A 16,149-nucleotide genomic window follows, 5' to 3' on the forward strand; every position below is an offset into this window, starting at 1 on the left:
CTTTTGGATGGAGATTAGTGGTTTTATAAATCTTTAAACTTTTCCATAATGTCTTCGGAAATTCCTGTGAAGGAATAGCCTCCGTCATGAAAGAGATTTTGCATGGTCACCATTCTGGTCAAGTCAGAGAACATCGTGACAATGTAATCCGCACAAGCTTCTGCTGAGGCATTGCCCAGTGGTGAAAGGGACTCTGCAAAGTTGTAAAAGGAATCAAATCCTCCGATGCCCGAACCTGCAGTGGTTTTGGTTGGAGATTGGGAAATTGTATTGACTCTTACTTTTTTCAATTTACCATACCGATATCCATATCCTCGGGCAATACTTTCGAGCAAAGCCTTTGCATCGGCCATATCGGTGTAGAATGGAAATACGCGCTGCGCAGCGATATAAGATAGCCCTACGATTGATCCCCACTCCTTCATCACATCCATCTTCTCAGCTACCTGCATCATTTTGTGAAAAGAGATCGAGGAAACATCATAGGATTTCATCGCCCACTCATAATTCAGATCGCCGTAGCTTCTGCCTTTTCTAATATTTGGAGACATTCCTATGGAATGTAAAAGGAAATCAAAATCAGAACCCAAATACTCTTTGGCCTCGGCATAAAGCTTCTCAATATCCTCCAATACAGTGGCATCAGCCGGAATGACGATCGTGTTGCATTCTTCTGCCAGTTCTTTAATTGCGCCCATTCTCATGGCAATGGGAGCATTGGTGAGGACAAATCGACCTCCTTGTTCTTTTACTTTTAGAGCAGTTTTCCAGGCAATTGAATTTTCATCCAGGGCTCCTGTGATGATTCCAACTTTTCCTTTTAGTAAATTTTCTGGCATATAGCTTTGGATTGATTTCAAAAATTCGATGTAAAAATAGGGAAAATTTGGGATTACACTTGTCAATTAAGCAATAGCTCCTTGGCACTCTCCAATGCAGAGGTAGAGGGATTGGCTCCTGCGATCATTTTAGCAAGCTCGGTCACTCGCTCTTCGGCGGCCAACAGCTTGATTTTACTGATCGTTTTTTCTGATGAATTATCCTTGTAAACAAAATAATGCAAGTCTCCTTTGGCTGCTACCTGAGGCAGATGTGTGATGCAAATCACCTGATGTCGGGTTGCGATTTCTTTCATCATCCTGACCATCTGAAGGGCAACTTCACCGGAAATTCCCGTATCAATTTCATCAAAAATCAAAGTTGGCAAAGCCATTTTATCGGCCATTAAATATTTGATTGCAAAGAGTAACCTGGAAAACTCCCCTCCCGAAGCTACTTTCTTCAAGGGTTGCAAAACCCCTCCTTTGTTGGCTGAAAATAGAATCTCCACTTCATCAAGTCCAGACAAAGAAGGCGAAATTGATTTGTGCTCGAATTGGATTCGGGCGTTTTCCATCCCCAGCCCGATAAGTAACTCCTGGAGTTCCTTTTCGAATAGCGGAAAACAAGACTGCCGCTTTTTAGTCAGCAGGGCTCCGGAATCAGCCAACAATGCTTGTGCTTCCTTTAGGCTTTTTTCCGCTACTGCCAGACTTTCGTCCAGATTCTGAAATTGAAACACTTTATCCGCGAGGTCATTTTCGATCTGCATCAATTCCTCCACCGAATTTACCCCATGTTTTTTCTGAAGTTGGTAGATTTTGCTGAGTCGCTCCCGAATCTGATCCAATTTCGCAAAGTCGATTTCCACTTTGCTTTCTTCATCGATCAAGGTTTCTGTAAGATCCTTTACTTCAATAAATACACTTTGGAAACGCTCCCGGATTTCGGAAAACTTATGCGCTAAGCGCTCCAGGCTTTGCATTCCATGCTGAATCTGAGCCAAACCCTGAATAATTCCTATCTGCTCCTCCTGAAAAAGGGCTAGCATCTCATTTATTTTGAGTTTGATTTCTTCGGCATTCTCGAGGACTTCTTGAGCAGATTCCAGTTCGGCTTGTTCTCCCGCTACCAATGTCATGGCGCTTAATTCATCCAGCTGGAATTGATTATAATCCGCCTCCTTCTGCATTTCAAAGGCCTTTTGTTTCAACTCTTCAAATTGCTTTTTTGCCTTTCTAAAGCTCTTAAATTTCAATTGATAAATATCCAGTTCGGAGCTCGTGTAAGCAAAAGCATCCACCAAGCTCAGCTGATAACTCCCCTCTCCGAGTTGAAGCGTATCGTGCTGTGAGTGGACATCCATGAGTTTTGACCCGAGAATCTTAAGAGATTCGAGTAAAACAGGGGTGTCATTGACAAAGGAACGGGATTTCCCTCCCGGACTGATTTCCCTGCGGATAATGCAAGTTTCTTCGTAGTCAAGTTCTTCCTGATCAAAAAACTTATTCAGCCCATACTCACGAATATCAAAAGCCCCTTCAACGACACATTTCTTGTCGTCATGAAGGAGTACTTTGGTATCTGAACGATTCCCAAGCAGAAGCCCGACAGCCCCGAGCATGATTGATTTTCCTGCCCCCGTTTCACCGGTAATCATACTAAGCCCCTTACTTGGCTGCATGTCTAACTGATCAATGAGTGCGTAATTGGAAATGCTGAGCGATTTGAGCATATACAGGAAAGGCTTTGCGCAAAGCTAAAAAAAACAGACTTAGCTTCTCAGTAGCTCGTTATACTTTCTGGCGTTATTTGGGTCAACTTGCAAAAGTAATTTGACCGCCTCGTCTCTAATTTCAAAAGGTGCTCTTTTTAAAATCTGGGAAATCTCCTCTGATTTGGCGTCTACAAAGGCAATGGTGAAAATCCCGTTTGGTTGAAGTTTGTTAGCTTCAGTGACAAGGCGTATTGCTTCCAGTATGTTTTTATAGGCCGTATCGGGGTCTATCTGGATCAGATCCATCCCTTGACGGTGATAGAGGTAATAGGCTTCTCGAATTGATCCGTAGATCGTGGAAACATAGATATCATTGATCAGCCAATAACGACTTCTACGGTCGCCTTGAGTCTGAACCCAACCCGGACGACCGGATTGTTGGGCATTATTGACTATATCATTTGCTACTTCGAAGTAGGGATTGCCTCCACGACTGGCGAAGGTGTCATAATCAATTCCCAAGGCGATATGAGCATAAAATGCCAAAAGCGAACTGATATTATTCAAAAAAGTAAACCTATTAAACTCCAATGGCTGAGATTCGAGGTATTCAAAATTCCAATTTCTATCCGCGTAATTAAAAATCAAGGACTCGTAATTGGTCCCGTAAACCGGGCGCACAACCTGAACCTGAACTGTGGCACTAAAGAATCCGATTTGAGGCACTTCATTTATCGTAATCAAAAGATTTCCTTTGATTCTTTCTTCGGGACGATATTCGTCATTTGACCAGGATCTTCCATTGAGAAACTGCTCAAAACTGGACTTCATTTGATTGAAAATATCTGTATTCTGAATTCTGGAGCGGTCACTGTTGATGATCACAGTGAAGTTCAATTCTTGAGCCTGCAGAGCCTGTGCGAAAAAATAAAGGAGGATCAGAAGTCTGAATTTTGTCATAGGTCTAAATTAGCTAAAATTCCAAAGCTCAAATCCAAACGGGCACTTTTTTGATTTCTTCCAATATCAAATTTGCAACTTCTGATTTTGAAATAAGTCCTGAATCAGCAAATCTACCATCCGCATGAAAGATTTTCACCCGGTTGGTGTCATGTTGAAATCCTGCTCCTTCGTCCTTAGCTGAATTCAAAACGATCAAATCAAAGTTTTTCTTATCCAGTTTTGCTTTGGCGTGCGTTTCTTCGTTTTCAGTTTCTAATGCAAAGCCAATATGCAATTGCCGCGGCTGTTTTACTTTGCCCAATTCTAAGGCGATGTCCACATTCTTTTTCAATAAAATGGACATCTCGGATTCATTTTTTTTGATTTTTTGGGAAGCGATTACTGCCGGAGCGTAGTCTGCAACTGCCGCTGCGAAAACACAGATATCCATAGTAGCATGAATCTTTCTGGCCGCCTCATACATTTCATGAGCAGATTTGACCTTGGTCAAATGGAAATCAGCAGACCCAAAAGGAATGGAAATAGGTCCTGAAACCAAAAAAACCTCTGCCCCTCGGGACTTAAAAGCATCTGCAATCGCTATTCCCATTTTACCGGAGGAGTGATTACTTATAAACCGAACAGGATCGATCGCTTCCTGAGTAGGACCCAAAGTTATTAAAACCTTTTTGCCAGCAAAGTCTTTTTTAGTATTGAAAAAAACTTCAACCTGATTCAGGATGTGTTCCGGCTCCATCATCCTTCCCTGACCTGACAGACCACTCGCCAATTCTCCGCTTTCGGCATCCAACAAGATGTTGCCAAAGGCCTGAACTTTGCTGATGTTCTCCCGAACAGATGGATGCTGATACATGTCCAGATCCATTGCCGGAGCCAGCATGACTGGGCAACGGGCGGAGAGATAAGTTGCGGAGAGAAGATTGTCGCAGATCCCGTTGGCGAATTTAGCAAGGGTATTTGCGCTTAGCGGAGCAACAATAAAAAGGTCAGCCCAAAGCCCAAGTTCCACATGATTAGTCCACTTTCCGGTTTTTTTGTCGGAAAATTCAGAAAAAACAGGGCGCTTGGATAGGGTGGCAAGCGTGAGGGGGGTGATAAAGTCAAAAGCTGAAGTGCTCATAATGATTTGCACTTCAGCTCCGGATTTGATAAGTAAACGCGTCAAGTGAGCAGACTTGTAAGCAGCAATACTGCCAGTCACGCCTACTAGTATTCGCTTACCTTGAAGGTTCATGGCTATTACTCCGCTCCCTCTTCCGCAGGGAATCGGTAATACACTTTACCTTCCATAAATTCTTCCATTGCCATGGTAGAGGGCTTTGGCATACGCTCATAAAACTTGGAGATTTCAATTTGCTCCTTGTTTTCAAATACTTCTTCCAGATTATCCACAGTTGAAGCAAACTCGGAAAGTTTATTGTTCAATTCTTCCTTAAGATTGGTGGAAATCTGTTTTGCACGCTGTCCCACGATGTGAAGAGACTCATAGATGTTGCCTGTTTTATCAGCAACTTTATCAAGATCACGCGTTACAATTGATGGGTTAATAGCCATACTATAGTTAGTTTTTGATTTTCTGTATTAATTATCGTCTTCATTTGCCTTAGCCTCAGACAAAGCTTTGGCTTCGGCAGCTGCCGTTCTTTCAGCGTATTCTTTTTTGAGCTTCAGATGCGCGTCGAGTTCTTTTCGTGTATCAGCCTCAAATCCCTTAACCTTACCAAGGTAAGCACTGCTTGGGTATTTTCTGTAAAAGTTGCTGGCAAATCGAATTGCATCATTCAAACGCTCTTCTTTTTTATCGAAAGCGGAGTTTTTAGCATAACCAAATCCAACCTCGACCAGCTTGTACCCCAACTCCTCATTGCGCTTACTTTCAGGATAATCTTTTGCAAAATTCTGAAAATTAACAATGCAGGCTCGGTAAAAGTCACCCGGGAAAAGCCCATCCTTCAGCCTGTAGTACATCTGCGCCTCACTGAATGCTTTGTCCTCAAATCTACCTTCCAAATCAATCAGCATGTCCATTGCCCGCTCATAACTTGCAGATTCAGGAAATCGGGTAACAAATTGCTGTATTGCCGCTACTGCTTCCCGACTGCTTTGTTGATCCAGATTGAAATCAGGAGCATCCAAGTAGAGGGAATAAGCATGCATAAAAAGGGCTTCCTCAGCCAACGGACTTCTGTTGTAGGTTCTATAGAAAGAATTGAAGTAACCCGCTGATTCGATATACCGCTTGATCTTAAAATGGCAGTTGGCATAATTATATTCGGCCATTTCGGCCTTCTCAGACCCCTTAATCACAGGCAAAACCTTTTCATAGAGGATAATCGCCTTTGAATATTCTCCTTCCTGGTAGTACTTATTGGCCCCGTTATATAACTCTTCCCAATTGGTGCTTTTTTCCAACTTGGCAAATGGCCCACAGGAGGCGATTAGAAATAGAACTGAAAGAAATAGAAGGGATTTTAGCTGCATGCTCATTTTCAAGACCGCAAATATACGGGTAAATTGTTCGTATTCAAATGCCTGAATTATTCAAGGATTGTTACTTCTTGACTTGTAGTTTCTTAGTCACTACGTTTTTGTTGTCTACGAAGAGTGTATAGAAGTACACACCGGGCTGAAAGTCCGTTACATTGATCACTAAGGAATTGCGCTCAGGATCCAATTCAAATTCGGCGATAGGATTACCGATGAAACTGTTGATTGAAATCTTCGCTTTCGCTTTTGGATTAACCAATTCATAATCCAACTGTGCAATTCTATTGCTTGGATTTGGGAAAATCTCACTCAGTTTGATGTCTTTATGGGTGAAATCAGTACTTGAACCAGTGGCTACTTCATACCTAGCCTCAACGACGAAATTTTCTCGAATATTTTCTGAGTTAACAAAAAATAAGTCAAAACTTCCTCGAGTTTCTGTAATGCCCATTTCAAATTCCAAATAGAGGTCTGTAAAAACCTCTCCCGGCTGTAGCTTTAAAGAAATCTTTGTCAAGTCCTTTTTAGGATCAAAACATTGGTCACTGAGACAAACTTTTACTCTCTGGGAGGACCCAACACTACCTCTAACATTTTTTAGAAAATAGGTTTTAGTCTGATTTGATTCGTTCTGGATTATGACAGTTTTACGTTGAGAAGAACCAATGTCTCCAGAAAAATCCAGCACCTCACTCAACACACGAACCTGTTGCGCTCCCGCCAAAACGGGAACCAACACCAGCAAGCATGTTAAAAATCTGAACAAGGACTTCATGTAAAACTTTAATCAAATGAGTGCTCTAAAAGGGTTTCTATGAACTTAATATACGTACAAAAATACTTTTTTGATTAGTAACACAATAAAAATATGGGTTAATTGTTGTTAAGCTTTTGGAAAAAAAAAGACAACGTAAAACTCAAAGAAAATTATCTTTCATGATCGCTGGGTTCAACGGCTTTTTAATTGGTGCTAAATTCGATTTCCCAAGTTTTTCCTGTATTTGACGGTCCGTAGGCATTTCTAATTTTACATCCGGAACATTGAATAAATTTTCAGCCCCGAGATCGATTTCTTCAGGTTTTCTCCACGCATCAATGGTCGTTCGATCCGGTTTTTCTGCTATTCTCCAGTTAAAGCCTTCCAATTTGGAGACCTTTTCATCGATTTTTTGGACAGGTGTAAATTTCCCGTCGGGCCTGATTCCAAAATTGGCCTTTTGAATTGCCCCATCATTAAAAGTCAATTTTATATTGGCACTCAAAATCCTGTTAATCCCCTGTGTAAGGGTGTCTGCCTCTAATGCAAAATACAGGGATTCCCCATTCCCATCAATTAGCAGCCGCTCCATCTGCCCTTCTTTGAAATACCCGGTCATTTCCCTTCCTTTCATTTGATTGAAGTTCAGCAATGTGTCTGACATGATGGCGAAAGCTTTATCCTTCATGAAAACGCGGTCAAGCTCTTCATTTGCAATAAAAAATACCATAGAGTCTGCTGAGATTTGACTTTTATGGTTCCACATCACCGGGTCTTGAAATAACCTGATCGAGGAATCGGAATAATTGTACACCAGCGAATCAGCAATTCCCGCGAGATCTGTTTTTGTAAGTTTGATGGATTTGAAAGCCAATAAATATTTTGCCGTATCTGCCTCACTGTCCTGGGATATTAAGGTGTCTGCAGTCATAAACAGGGTGTCCTTTTCAAAGTACTTTCGAACCAATGCATTGCCGTGTACTACGCTATACTTACGGTTTTCCCAATATTTCCCCCTGTCACCATAGACTTCAACTTGGCGTTCCTTGTTCAAAACACGAACGTCATCTTTGCCTTCGTAATATGCTTTTGCCTCATCATAAAACAACTCCTGTGCCTTCACTCGACTTTCTTCCGTCTCCACTATCCCATCAAAAAACCGAAATTGCTTCTGTTGGGTATCATAGAAGCTTCCTTTCTGGGCATCAAGCTTATAGCCTTCTTTGGATACAATATTGGTCAATCCTTTAGTTTCTGAAGTTTTTGGAATCGTCAGGTAAATCAAATTATTGGTCTTCATGGTGTAATCCGGATTTACCAAGACTACATTTTGGCGGAAAGTGATACGTTCCAAATTCACCTCATAAATCCCCCGTTCGCTGGTAAGGACATTTGTAGAATCCACTACTTTTCCCTCATTGAAATACGTGGCTATATTAGTTTCTCGGTTGTAATCCAAGTAATCGGTGTAGAGTGTCGTTTGTTGATTGGTGAAAACCACGTTTCTCCGGAGCTTGGCGACTTTGGTATTGCCGTCGTATTCCGCATAGGCACTGGTCGTGGTGATAGGGTCTTCGATATCTTTGATCCGAACTCTTCCAAAAAGCTGTGCTCTGTTTTCCGCTCTGAAAAAATGGGCTGAGTCACAATAAATCAGGGACTTCTGATGCTTCATTTCGACATTCCCCAATAATCGTTCAAACCCATTTGCACCCCTCAGTATGTCAGCCCTATTGATTTCAAGAGTGGAAGCTTGCTGACTAAAACTCTCCTCTGAGATCGAAAAAAACAGTAGACAAAAAACAGATGCGAGAAAGTATTGAATGTTCATAAGTGAATACTAGGTGACAAAAATAGAAGAAACACTTGTAAAACTACATCGAAATAGACCACAAGCACACATATTGAAGCGATGAACCTTTCCATTTTTCCCAAAGAAAAAACTATTTTTGATCAATGCTTGAAGCTTTTCAATCCCACATTAAAACCCGTGCGCTGATTACTCCCACTTCCAACTATCTGCTAGCCTGCAGCGGAGGAATGGATAGCATGTGTTTAGGCGACCTTTTACTTCGGTCGGGAATCAATTTCGAGGTGGCACATGTCAATTTTCAACTTCGCGGAAAAGCGAGTGAGGAAGACCAATTATTCGTCCAAAATTGGGCAAAGAGCAATCGTCACACTTTTCATCCAAAACTTGCAGACACTGAGAAATTTGCAAAGCAAGGTGGAATCTCCATCCAAATGGCTGCAAGGGAAATCCGCTATGCATTTTTTGAAGAAATCAGAGCTGCGCAAAAGCTCGATGGGATAATCCTTGCGCATCACGAAGATGATCAGTTGGAAACGGTTTTTCTCAACTTGCTAAGAGGAACCGGAATAGAAGGTGTCTACGGAATGGCGGAGCGAAAAGGTTGGCTGATCCGTCCGCTATTAAATTTTTCTAGAGCCGAAATCCAAAATTACATGGAAGAAAATCAACTTACCTGGAGAGAAGATAGCTCAAACGAAAAATCAGATTACAAGCGAAATAACCTAAGAATCAATGGTCTACCTGCGATATATGAACTCGAGCCTGATGCACGGAAAAATCTATTGACCAGCTTCCAACGGCTAAAAGATACCGGTAGGGCTTTTGGCGGGCTTTTTGAAACCTGGAAAAAAACCAACATTAAGGAAGATCATCCTTACCAATCCCTTCCCTTTGCAGCAATCCAAAATCAGCCCGGAGCCTCCACGCTACTCTATTTTTGGCTTCGCCCTTTCGGTTTCAATTCGGATCAGGCTCATGCCATCACAGAAGCTTTGGATCAGCCCAAGACGGGATTGATATTTGAAGGCTCGGGTTATGTGCTTTACTTTGATCGTGAGGAGCTGGTTCTGGCACAGAATCAAAAGAATTTCGATCCGATCTTTATTGCTGAAAACACGCCGGAACTAGTACTTCCTGATGGGAAATATAAATTAATCCGAGAAGACTACCCCTGTCAACTGGATAAATCGCCCGTCAACGCCCAACTTGATTTTTCAAGGTTGGATTTTCCGCTTGAAGTTAGAGATTGGCAAGAAGGAGATAAATTTATCCCGCTAGGGATGAATTCCTCAAAAAAAATCTCTGACTTTTTAATTGATATTAAAGTGCCTCTTGCAAAGAAAAAAAGCATAAAAGTTTTACTTTCAGCTGGGGAAATTGCTTGGGTAATCGGACTGAGGATTGCCGATTGGGGCAAGGTTACCCCTGCGACTCAACGCATTCTCTATTTTAAAAAATACTGATCCATGATAAATCCATTTTCCAAAACTTACGACGGGGAAGAATTGATGATGTTTGATTTTTTGCAGCGGATCAAATTTTTTGAACGACTTAGGCAAAAAGAACTGATGCGATTTCTGCCCGCCATGCACCATCGTAAATATGTGTGTAATGAGGTGGTTTTTTTCAGTAAAGATCCCAGTCAGGCACTGTATCTAGTCAAAAGTGGCAAAGTCAACCTGACCATTGATATTAAAGACAATTTCGAAATGATCATGGAAGTCACACATGGGGGATGTTTTGGCGAAAATTCACTTTTGGAAAATGCGAAACGAACCTATACAGCCCTGATCGACTCTGAAGAGGCGGAACTCATTGTCATTCCGCATTTTGCAATTCAGGAGATTTTTGACAGCAACCCAAAGATCAAAGCAAAAATGATGACCTCGCTGGCAGAATATTACAATGGAAATAACCAACGCCTTTTCCGATCCTATCGGGAATCTTTTGGCTTTTTCAGCCTTCGGCAAATGTTTGAATAAGCAGTTCATCCGCTTAGCTTTTCATTTATCAAAAATCCCAAGCCCTGACCAAAGTATTCCGAAGCTAGTTTCGATTCCTAGCGGTTGTTTAATATCTTAGCGGCGCTTTCAAAGCCAGTAATCATAAATAAAAATCAATAAAAACATGAGCAAAGTAACCGTAGTAGGTGCAGGTAACGTAGGTGCAACCTGTGCCGATGTTTTAGCTTATCGCGAAGTAGCCGAAGAAATTGTTTTAATCGACATCAAAGAGGGAATTGCTGAAGGCAAAGCCCTTGACATCTGGCAAAAAGCTCCGATCAATCAGTATGACAGCCGCACTGTAGGCAGCACAAATGACTACAGCAGGACTGCAAATTCTGATGTAGTAGTGATCACCTCAGGCCTCCCACGTAAGCCGGGAATGACCCGTGACGACTTAATCGAAACCAATGCGGGTATCGTCAAGTCTGTGACTGAAAATGTGGTAAAGCATTCCCCAAATGCGATCATCATCGTGGTTTCCAATCCATTGGACGTCATGACTTATCAGGCTCACCTTACCTCCGGATTCAACAGAAACAAAGTAATCGGAATGGCCGGCATCCTTGACACCGCCCGATACAGAGCTTTCCTAGCTGAAGAGCTTAATGTATCCGGAAAAGAAATTCAGGCGATTCTAATGGGTGGACATGGTGATACCATGGTTCCGCTGCCGCGCTATACAACAGTAGCAGGCATCCCTGTGACTGAATTGATATCCAAAGACAAATTGGATGCAATCATCGAACGAACCAAATTTGGCGGTGGGGAATTGGTAAAACTGATGGGCACTTCAGCTTGGTATGCTCCTGGGTCGGCTGCCGCTCAAATGGTGGAAGCCATATTGAAGAATCAGCGAAGAGTATTCCCTGTCTGCATCAAGCTGGATGGCGAGTACGGCATTGACGATTGCTACCTGGGCGTACCGGTTATTTTGGGAAAAAATGGAGTTGAAAAAGTACTTGAGCTTGATCTCAACGCCGAAGAAAAGGCCCTGCTTGAAACTTCCCGTGGTCATGTGAAGGAAGTAATGAATGTTTTGGATAAACTGGCTAAGTAATTCGGCCTGATGCTTTGATAGGACCTAAGATTCTCCGTCTAAAGCGGGGCTTCTTAGGTCTATTTTTTGTATAATGGATTTCAAATTACCTACATCAGCTAAGTGAAAATCTGGAAGAGTCTTTTGGTTCTGATTGGAATAACCCTTTTCTCACTGGGCGGATACTGGCTGTATGAAAATTACTTTTATTCCGGCAAAATCAATAGCCTGGAACTCATCCAGCCCGATGCGATTTTTGTTTTTGAGACCTACCAAGCCGACCAAACATGGAATGAATTGGTCAATCAGCCGGTTTGGCAAATTCTTTCTCAATTGCCAGCCTTTTCTAAAACAGCCAATCAATTGGTCAGTTTGGATAGTCTCACTGGGGCAAATGGACAGGTTTCCAAGACCCTTCGTGGAAAGCAAGTCACCATCAGCTACCATTCCATCGGTATAGACAGCTTTGAACTTTTATACTCCATAAACTTCGGGGCAAACTCCCCACTGAATTTTCTGGAAGAAATAAAAAGTCGCCTTCCAAAAAACATTCGCATACAAAACAGAAAATACAGTGATCAGGAAGTTTTCGAATTTTTTGGAACAGGAAACTCCAGAAAATGGACTGTAACGATCTTGGGCAATGTCATACTTGCTTCTGCCTCCTCCTTCATCGTTGAGGAAGCGATAAGACTTTACATTAGTTCTGACCAAAATTCTCTAGCCTCAAAATTAGGAGACGAGCTCAAGAAAGGATCGGGATTGGGAAGATTGATCTTCTCGGCTAAGGGAGTTTCGAAATTTCTGGAAGGTATCGGGACAGAAAGGGGAAATTCAACTGTCAAGGAACTTGCCTTAAATGAATCAATTTTTGCTTTGAACCTGACATTTGAAGACGGTCTACTTACCTTCAAAGGACCCGCACTACTAGGAGCAGAAATCAATTTCACTCCCTCGGTAAGGGCAAATTTCCCTGACCTCCAAAAACTGATCTCCAACAGAACTCAGGCACTTACTCAGATCAATCTGGATGGGATTTTTGAGTCTCAAAAACTTCAGAATGCCGCATTTTCACCTAAGTCAACTATCAGCGGGGAAATCCAAAACCGTCTTACTGACCGGGGATTTTTGGATAATTTTTCGGGAGAATTCTATTTCCTTCAATTAGAAAGTTTGGGAAATCAGAATGATAATTTGGTAATCTTGGCGAAAGCACTAGACCCGGCACAGACCTTTGCCTTTCTCAAAGAATTCAGAAATGGAACAGATCAGGATCAATCTGACTTCTATCGTGATTCGGAAATTCTGTTTTTCCCTGAGGAAGAGTTTCCCGCCCATTTATTCAATGGAAAATTTCCGGGATTTCCTCAGACACATATCAGTCTGATTGGCGAAATCCTGGTAATGACCAATTCATCGGCTGGAATGAAACTCATATTGGATGATTTGGCTTCGGGAAACACCTGGGCAAAAGTCCCAGAATCGGCTCCGGGAAATCGGGCAATAAATCCGGCTGCGGGATACTCCAAAACTTTCATTTTGGATAAAATTTGGAAAAAATGGGAAGTCAAAAGCAATCCTGCCTGGAGTCCTTTTCTTCAAATTTATGCTTCCGTATTTAAAACATTCCCTTACCTAAGTTTTAGGATCAATCAAATCGGAGGGAAACCAGAGGCAACTTTGAGCATCCCCTATCAGACAGCAAACTTGGTTCCAGTAAAAGAAACAACTGGATTAAGCTTAGTTCCATCCAGAACTATAACCCTTCCCGAAAAAATAATTTACGGCCCTAAAGGCATCCTTAATTTCAATGATAAGACTGAAGATTTAGTCTTGCAGGATGCCAATCATATTTTGTATTTGGTTAATTCTGGTGGAGAAATTGTTTATTCCCAGCAACTGACAGGCCCAATAGTTTCGGATGCATTTCAGATTGATTTTTTGAAAAACGGAAAGCTTCAATTGCTTGTAGCCACTTCTGACAAACTTTATGCGATCGATCGGTTGGGAAATTCACTTCCGGGCTTCCCATTGTACCTTGGAAATGAAAAAATAACGTATCTAAGCCTTGCTGACTATGACAATTCCCGTGATTACCGTTACTTCTTAGCGACAGAATCAGGAAATCTCTGGCTTTTAGACCGAACCGGAAAGGATTTGGAAGGTTGGAACCCCTTGAAATTGGGAAAGAAACCAGTCTTGGCGCCACGACATATCCGTGTACCCGGTAAAGGAGACTTCATGGTCTCACAGACCGAAGGCGGAAAAGTTCACTTCTTCAATCGAAGAGGCGAAAACCAGGCTGGCTCCCCTCTCGTGCTCGGAAAAGAATTTGTGTCCCCGATCAATATCACCACAGGAATTGGAGGGAATACCTTGAAAATCTCAGCCATATCGCAAACGGGAGAATTGATCCATGCCAGCTTCGGAGGAGAGATCACTTACAGAACGCAACTCGTCAAAGCCGACAAGGATAATCGCTTTGTCTTATTGGCGGATCAATCGGGACATTCCGAGATTATTTTATCAAGGCAATATTCAAAAACGCTAATCCTGAATGAACAGGAAAAAGTATTGTTTACACTGCCAATTTCAGGTGAAAAGGTAGGGTTTGGCTATTTTGATTTTGGCTCAGATAGGAAAATAATCGCAGTTTCTGATTCTGAACAGGGATTTGGTTACTTATATAATCTCCAGGGAACAATGCTGACCACCACTCCTCTGGAGAGTGAGGGAGCGATTCAAATCAGTCATCAACCTACCCGAAATCAATATGCCATCCGGACAGTCAGTGGACGCCGTATGATGGAGTACCTCATGCCTGATTGAGGATGGAAACTTGGGTGGCCCTTCAGGATTAAGTAACTTGCAGTCCTGAAATCAACACTATAGCTGATGTCCAAAAAGTTTTTCCTGCTTTCGCTTTTTCTTTTCGCCCTTCATTCTTCTGCGTTTTCACAACTCATAACTGACAGCAAAACAGAACTTCAAATCGAAGAAGGGATCAACCTAGGTTCTCCTTATCACACCACTCTAACTTTTTTCTACAACCTCGACAAAAATCATTTTTTTCCAAAGCGCGCAGCAAGGACATTGGATCTGCAAGGCAATGACAGTGACCCTGAGGAACTCGCCATCAAGCTGCAACAGATCTTTGAAGGTAAAGGCCTGGTCATCCGAACAAGTGAAGTCCCAAACGATGCCAACTTTGTAGATTCTACTGCAAACGGAGAACATAAATTCTATTTTGACCGAACAAAACTGCCCGGGATCTTTCTTGAAAAAAAGGGAAGTCAATGGAAATTCTCATCCTTCTCAGTCAGCCAAATTCAAAAACTTCATAAGGAAACCTATCCTTACGGGAGCGATAAACTATTGAATATTCTTCCCAAGATTGGGACCGATGAATATCTGGGACTTCAACTTTGGCAATTGGTCGGGATTACTTTTTTGATTTTCCTCACCTTTCTTGCCCACTTGATTTTCACTTTTCTGGTTGACAAAGGGCTGATCTATTTCCTGGACCGATTGGGATACGGATACATCGGTGAGAATTACCTGCTTCCCGTTGCCAAAATCACCAGCTTTTACCTCATCGTACTGCTGCTGTCATTGCTGATCCGGATATTGCAATTGCCAGTGGAAATCTATGCCTGGATTATCCCCGTATTTGACACCCTGAAGCCGTTTTTGATCACGGTGATTTTCTATAAAATCGTCGATGTCATTGCGGCATATTTTGCAAGTTTGGCAGCCAAAACCGAATCCACACTCGATGACCAATTAGTCCCGCTGATTCGTAAGACACTAAAAGCTTTGGTTATTTTGGTTGGAACCTTATTCATCCTGCGGGACGGGCTCAACCTTGATATTCTCCCATTTCTTACCGGAATTTCTATTGGAGGTGTCGCCATCGCTTTAGCCGCTCAGGATACTATCAAAAACTTTTTTGGCTCTATCATGATCTTCATTGACAAACCCTTTCAGGTAGGAGATTGGGTGACCTCAGGGGAAATTGACGGAACTGTCGAGGAAGTCGGATTTCGATCTACGCGTATTCGTACATTCAGAAATTCGGTAATGTATGTGCCTAATGGGAAAATCGCCGATGCTGTCGTGGACAATCATGGTCTCCGGCAATACCGCAGATTTTTTACCACACTAACCATCACGTATGACACTCCTCCGGAGCTGATCGAGGAGTTTGTCAATGGACTTCATGAAATCGTATTGGCTCATCCAATGACCCGCAAGGATTACTTCAACATCTTCTTCAACAATCTCTCGGCCTACAGTCAGGATGTAATGTTTTACATTTTCTTTGAGGTACCGACATGGCCTGAAGAACTCAAGGCAAGACACGAAATTCTAATTCAGATTGTCAAACTTGCCAATACATTGGGGGTTCGCTTTGCTTTCCCTACCCAAACCCTTCACATGGAATCGTTCCCCGAAAAGAGTGGGCTTGCTCCATCCTATCCCGGTCAGGATGAATACAAGGCTCGGTTAAATCAGTTTGTAACGAATGAGTTGACGAAGAAACCCAAATAA

At 42.2% G+C, this 16,149-nt stretch carries 13 protein-coding genes; 5 read left to right on the forward strand and 8 right to left on the reverse strand.

All coding sequences use genetic code 11. From position 1 onward, the window contains the following. Positions 1 to 23 precede the first annotated feature (23 nt). From Q8M62_RS16065 to Q8M62_RS16100, 8 genes are all read right to left on the reverse strand, one after another. Complete coding sequence (locus tag Q8M62_RS16065; protein WP_304902542.1) at positions 24 to 839, reverse strand: enoyl-ACP reductase; 816 nt, start codon at positions 837 to 839, stop codon at positions 24 to 26. Between the two features lie 62 nt (positions 840 to 901). Further along, the gene (gene recN / locus Q8M62_RS16070; RefSeq protein WP_304902541.1) at positions 902 to 2,554 is read right to left on the reverse strand and encodes a DNA repair protein RecN; all 1,653 of its coding nucleotides are present in this window, start codon (positions 2,552 to 2,554) and stop codon (positions 902 to 904) included. A 39-nt stretch (positions 2,555 to 2,593) separates the two neighbouring features. Beyond that, positions 2,594 to 3,496, reverse strand: a complete 903-nt coding sequence (locus Q8M62_RS16075) for a DUF4835 family protein (protein ID WP_304902540.1) — start codon at positions 3,494 to 3,496, stop codon at positions 2,594 to 2,596. Positions 3,497 to 3,524: 28 nt separating this feature from the next. Then, on the reverse strand, positions 3,525 to 4,733 hold the full coding sequence (gene coaBC / locus Q8M62_RS16080; RefSeq protein WP_304902539.1) for a bifunctional phosphopantothenoylcysteine decarboxylase/phosphopantothenate--cysteine ligase CoaBC: 1,209 nt from the start codon (positions 4,731 to 4,733) through the stop codon (positions 3,525 to 3,527). Positions 4,734 to 4,738: 5 nt separating this feature from the next. Continuing rightward, the gene (locus tag Q8M62_RS16085) at positions 4,739 to 5,053 is read right to left on the reverse strand and encodes a DNA-directed RNA polymerase subunit omega (protein ID WP_092733029.1); all 315 of its coding nucleotides are present in this window, start codon (positions 5,051 to 5,053) and stop codon (positions 4,739 to 4,741) included. A gap of 27 nt (positions 5,054 to 5,080) precedes the next feature. After that, complete coding sequence (locus tag Q8M62_RS16090) at positions 5,081 to 5,980, reverse strand: outer membrane protein assembly factor BamD (protein WP_304902538.1); 900 nt, start codon at positions 5,978 to 5,980, stop codon at positions 5,081 to 5,083. A 70-nt stretch (positions 5,981 to 6,050) separates the two neighbouring features. Next, a complete protein-coding gene (locus Q8M62_RS16095) occupies positions 6,051 to 6,761 on the reverse strand; it encodes a T9SS type A sorting domain-containing protein (RefSeq protein WP_304902537.1) in 711 nt (236 codons plus the stop codon). A 142-nt stretch (positions 6,762 to 6,903) separates the two neighbouring features. Further along, positions 6,904 to 8,574 carry an OstA-like protein gene (locus Q8M62_RS16100; protein ID WP_304902536.1) on the reverse strand — a complete coding sequence of 557 codons (1,671 nt, stop codon included), beginning with the start codon at positions 8,572 to 8,574 and terminating at the stop codon, positions 6,904 to 6,906. Between the two features lie 125 nt (positions 8,575 to 8,699). On the opposite strand from Q8M62_RS16100, the gene tilS reads away from it, so the two are divergent. From tilS to Q8M62_RS16125, 5 genes are all read left to right on the forward strand, one after another. Continuing rightward, positions 8,700 to 10,019 (forward strand): tRNA lysidine(34) synthetase TilS, encoded by a 1,320-nt coding sequence (gene tilS, locus Q8M62_RS16105; protein ID WP_304902535.1) that lies wholly within the window; start codon positions 8,700 to 8,702, stop codon positions 10,017 to 10,019. A gap of 3 nt (positions 10,020 to 10,022) precedes the next feature. Then, positions 10,023 to 10,538, forward strand: a complete 516-nt coding sequence (locus tag Q8M62_RS16110) for a Crp/Fnr family transcriptional regulator (RefSeq protein WP_304902534.1) — start codon at positions 10,023 to 10,025, stop codon at positions 10,536 to 10,538. 145 nt (positions 10,539 to 10,683) lie between these two features. Further along, positions 10,684 to 11,619, forward strand: coding sequence for a malate dehydrogenase (gene mdh / locus Q8M62_RS16115; protein ID WP_304902533.1), 936 nt, complete (start codon positions 10,684 to 10,686; stop codon positions 11,617 to 11,619). Between the two features lie 102 nt (positions 11,620 to 11,721). Continuing rightward, positions 11,722 to 14,427 (forward strand): hypothetical protein, encoded by a 2,706-nt coding sequence (locus tag Q8M62_RS16120; protein ID WP_304902532.1) that lies wholly within the window; start codon positions 11,722 to 11,724, stop codon positions 14,425 to 14,427. Positions 14,428 to 14,493: 66 nt separating this feature from the next. Then, positions 14,494 to 16,149 (forward strand): mechanosensitive ion channel family protein, encoded by a 1,656-nt coding sequence (locus Q8M62_RS16125; RefSeq protein WP_304902531.1) that lies wholly within the window; start codon positions 14,494 to 14,496, stop codon positions 16,147 to 16,149.

The organism is Algoriphagus sp. (assembly GCF_030694375.1).
Lineage (GTDB): Bacteria > Bacteroidota > Bacteroidia > Cytophagales > Cyclobacteriaceae > Algoriphagus.

Coding starts and splice junctions, on each gene's coding strand:
- Q8M62_RS16065 (WP_304902542.1), bottom strand. CDS start 839: ATGCCAGAAAATTTACTAAAAGGAAAAGTTGGAATCATCACAGGAGCC.
- coaBC (WP_304902539.1), bottom strand. CDS start 4,733: ATGAACCTTCAAGGTAAGCGAATACTAGTAGGCGTGACTGGCAGTATT.
- recN (WP_304902541.1), bottom strand. CDS start 2,554: ATGCTCAAATCGCTCAGCATTTCCAATTACGCACTCATTGATCAGTTA.
- Q8M62_RS16095 (WP_304902537.1), bottom strand. CDS start 6,761: ATGAAGTCCTTGTTCAGATTTTTAACATGCTTGCTGGTGTTGGTTCCC.
- Q8M62_RS16085 (WP_092733029.1), bottom strand. CDS start 5,053: ATGGCTATTAACCCATCAATTGTAACGCGTGATCTTGATAAAGTTGCT.
- Q8M62_RS16125 (WP_304902531.1), top strand. CDS start 14,494: ATGTCCAAAAAGTTTTTCCTGCTTTCGCTTTTTCTTTTCGCCCTTCAT.
- Q8M62_RS16090 (WP_304902538.1), bottom strand. CDS start 5,980: ATGCAGCTAAAATCCCTTCTATTTCTTTCAGTTCTATTTCTAATCGCC.
- Q8M62_RS16075 (WP_304902540.1), bottom strand. CDS start 3,496: ATGACAAAATTCAGACTTCTGATCCTCCTTTATTTTTTCGCACAGGCT.
- Q8M62_RS16100 (WP_304902536.1), bottom strand. CDS start 8,574: ATGAACATTCAATACTTTCTCGCATCTGTTTTTTGTCTACTGTTTTTT.
- mdh (WP_304902533.1), top strand. CDS start 10,684: ATGAGCAAAGTAACCGTAGTAGGTGCAGGTAACGTAGGTGCAACCTGT.
- Q8M62_RS16110 (WP_304902534.1), top strand. CDS start 10,023: ATGATAAATCCATTTTCCAAAACTTACGACGGGGAAGAATTGATGATG.
- tilS (WP_304902535.1), top strand. CDS start 8,700: ATGCTTGAAGCTTTTCAATCCCACATTAAAACCCGTGCGCTGATTACT.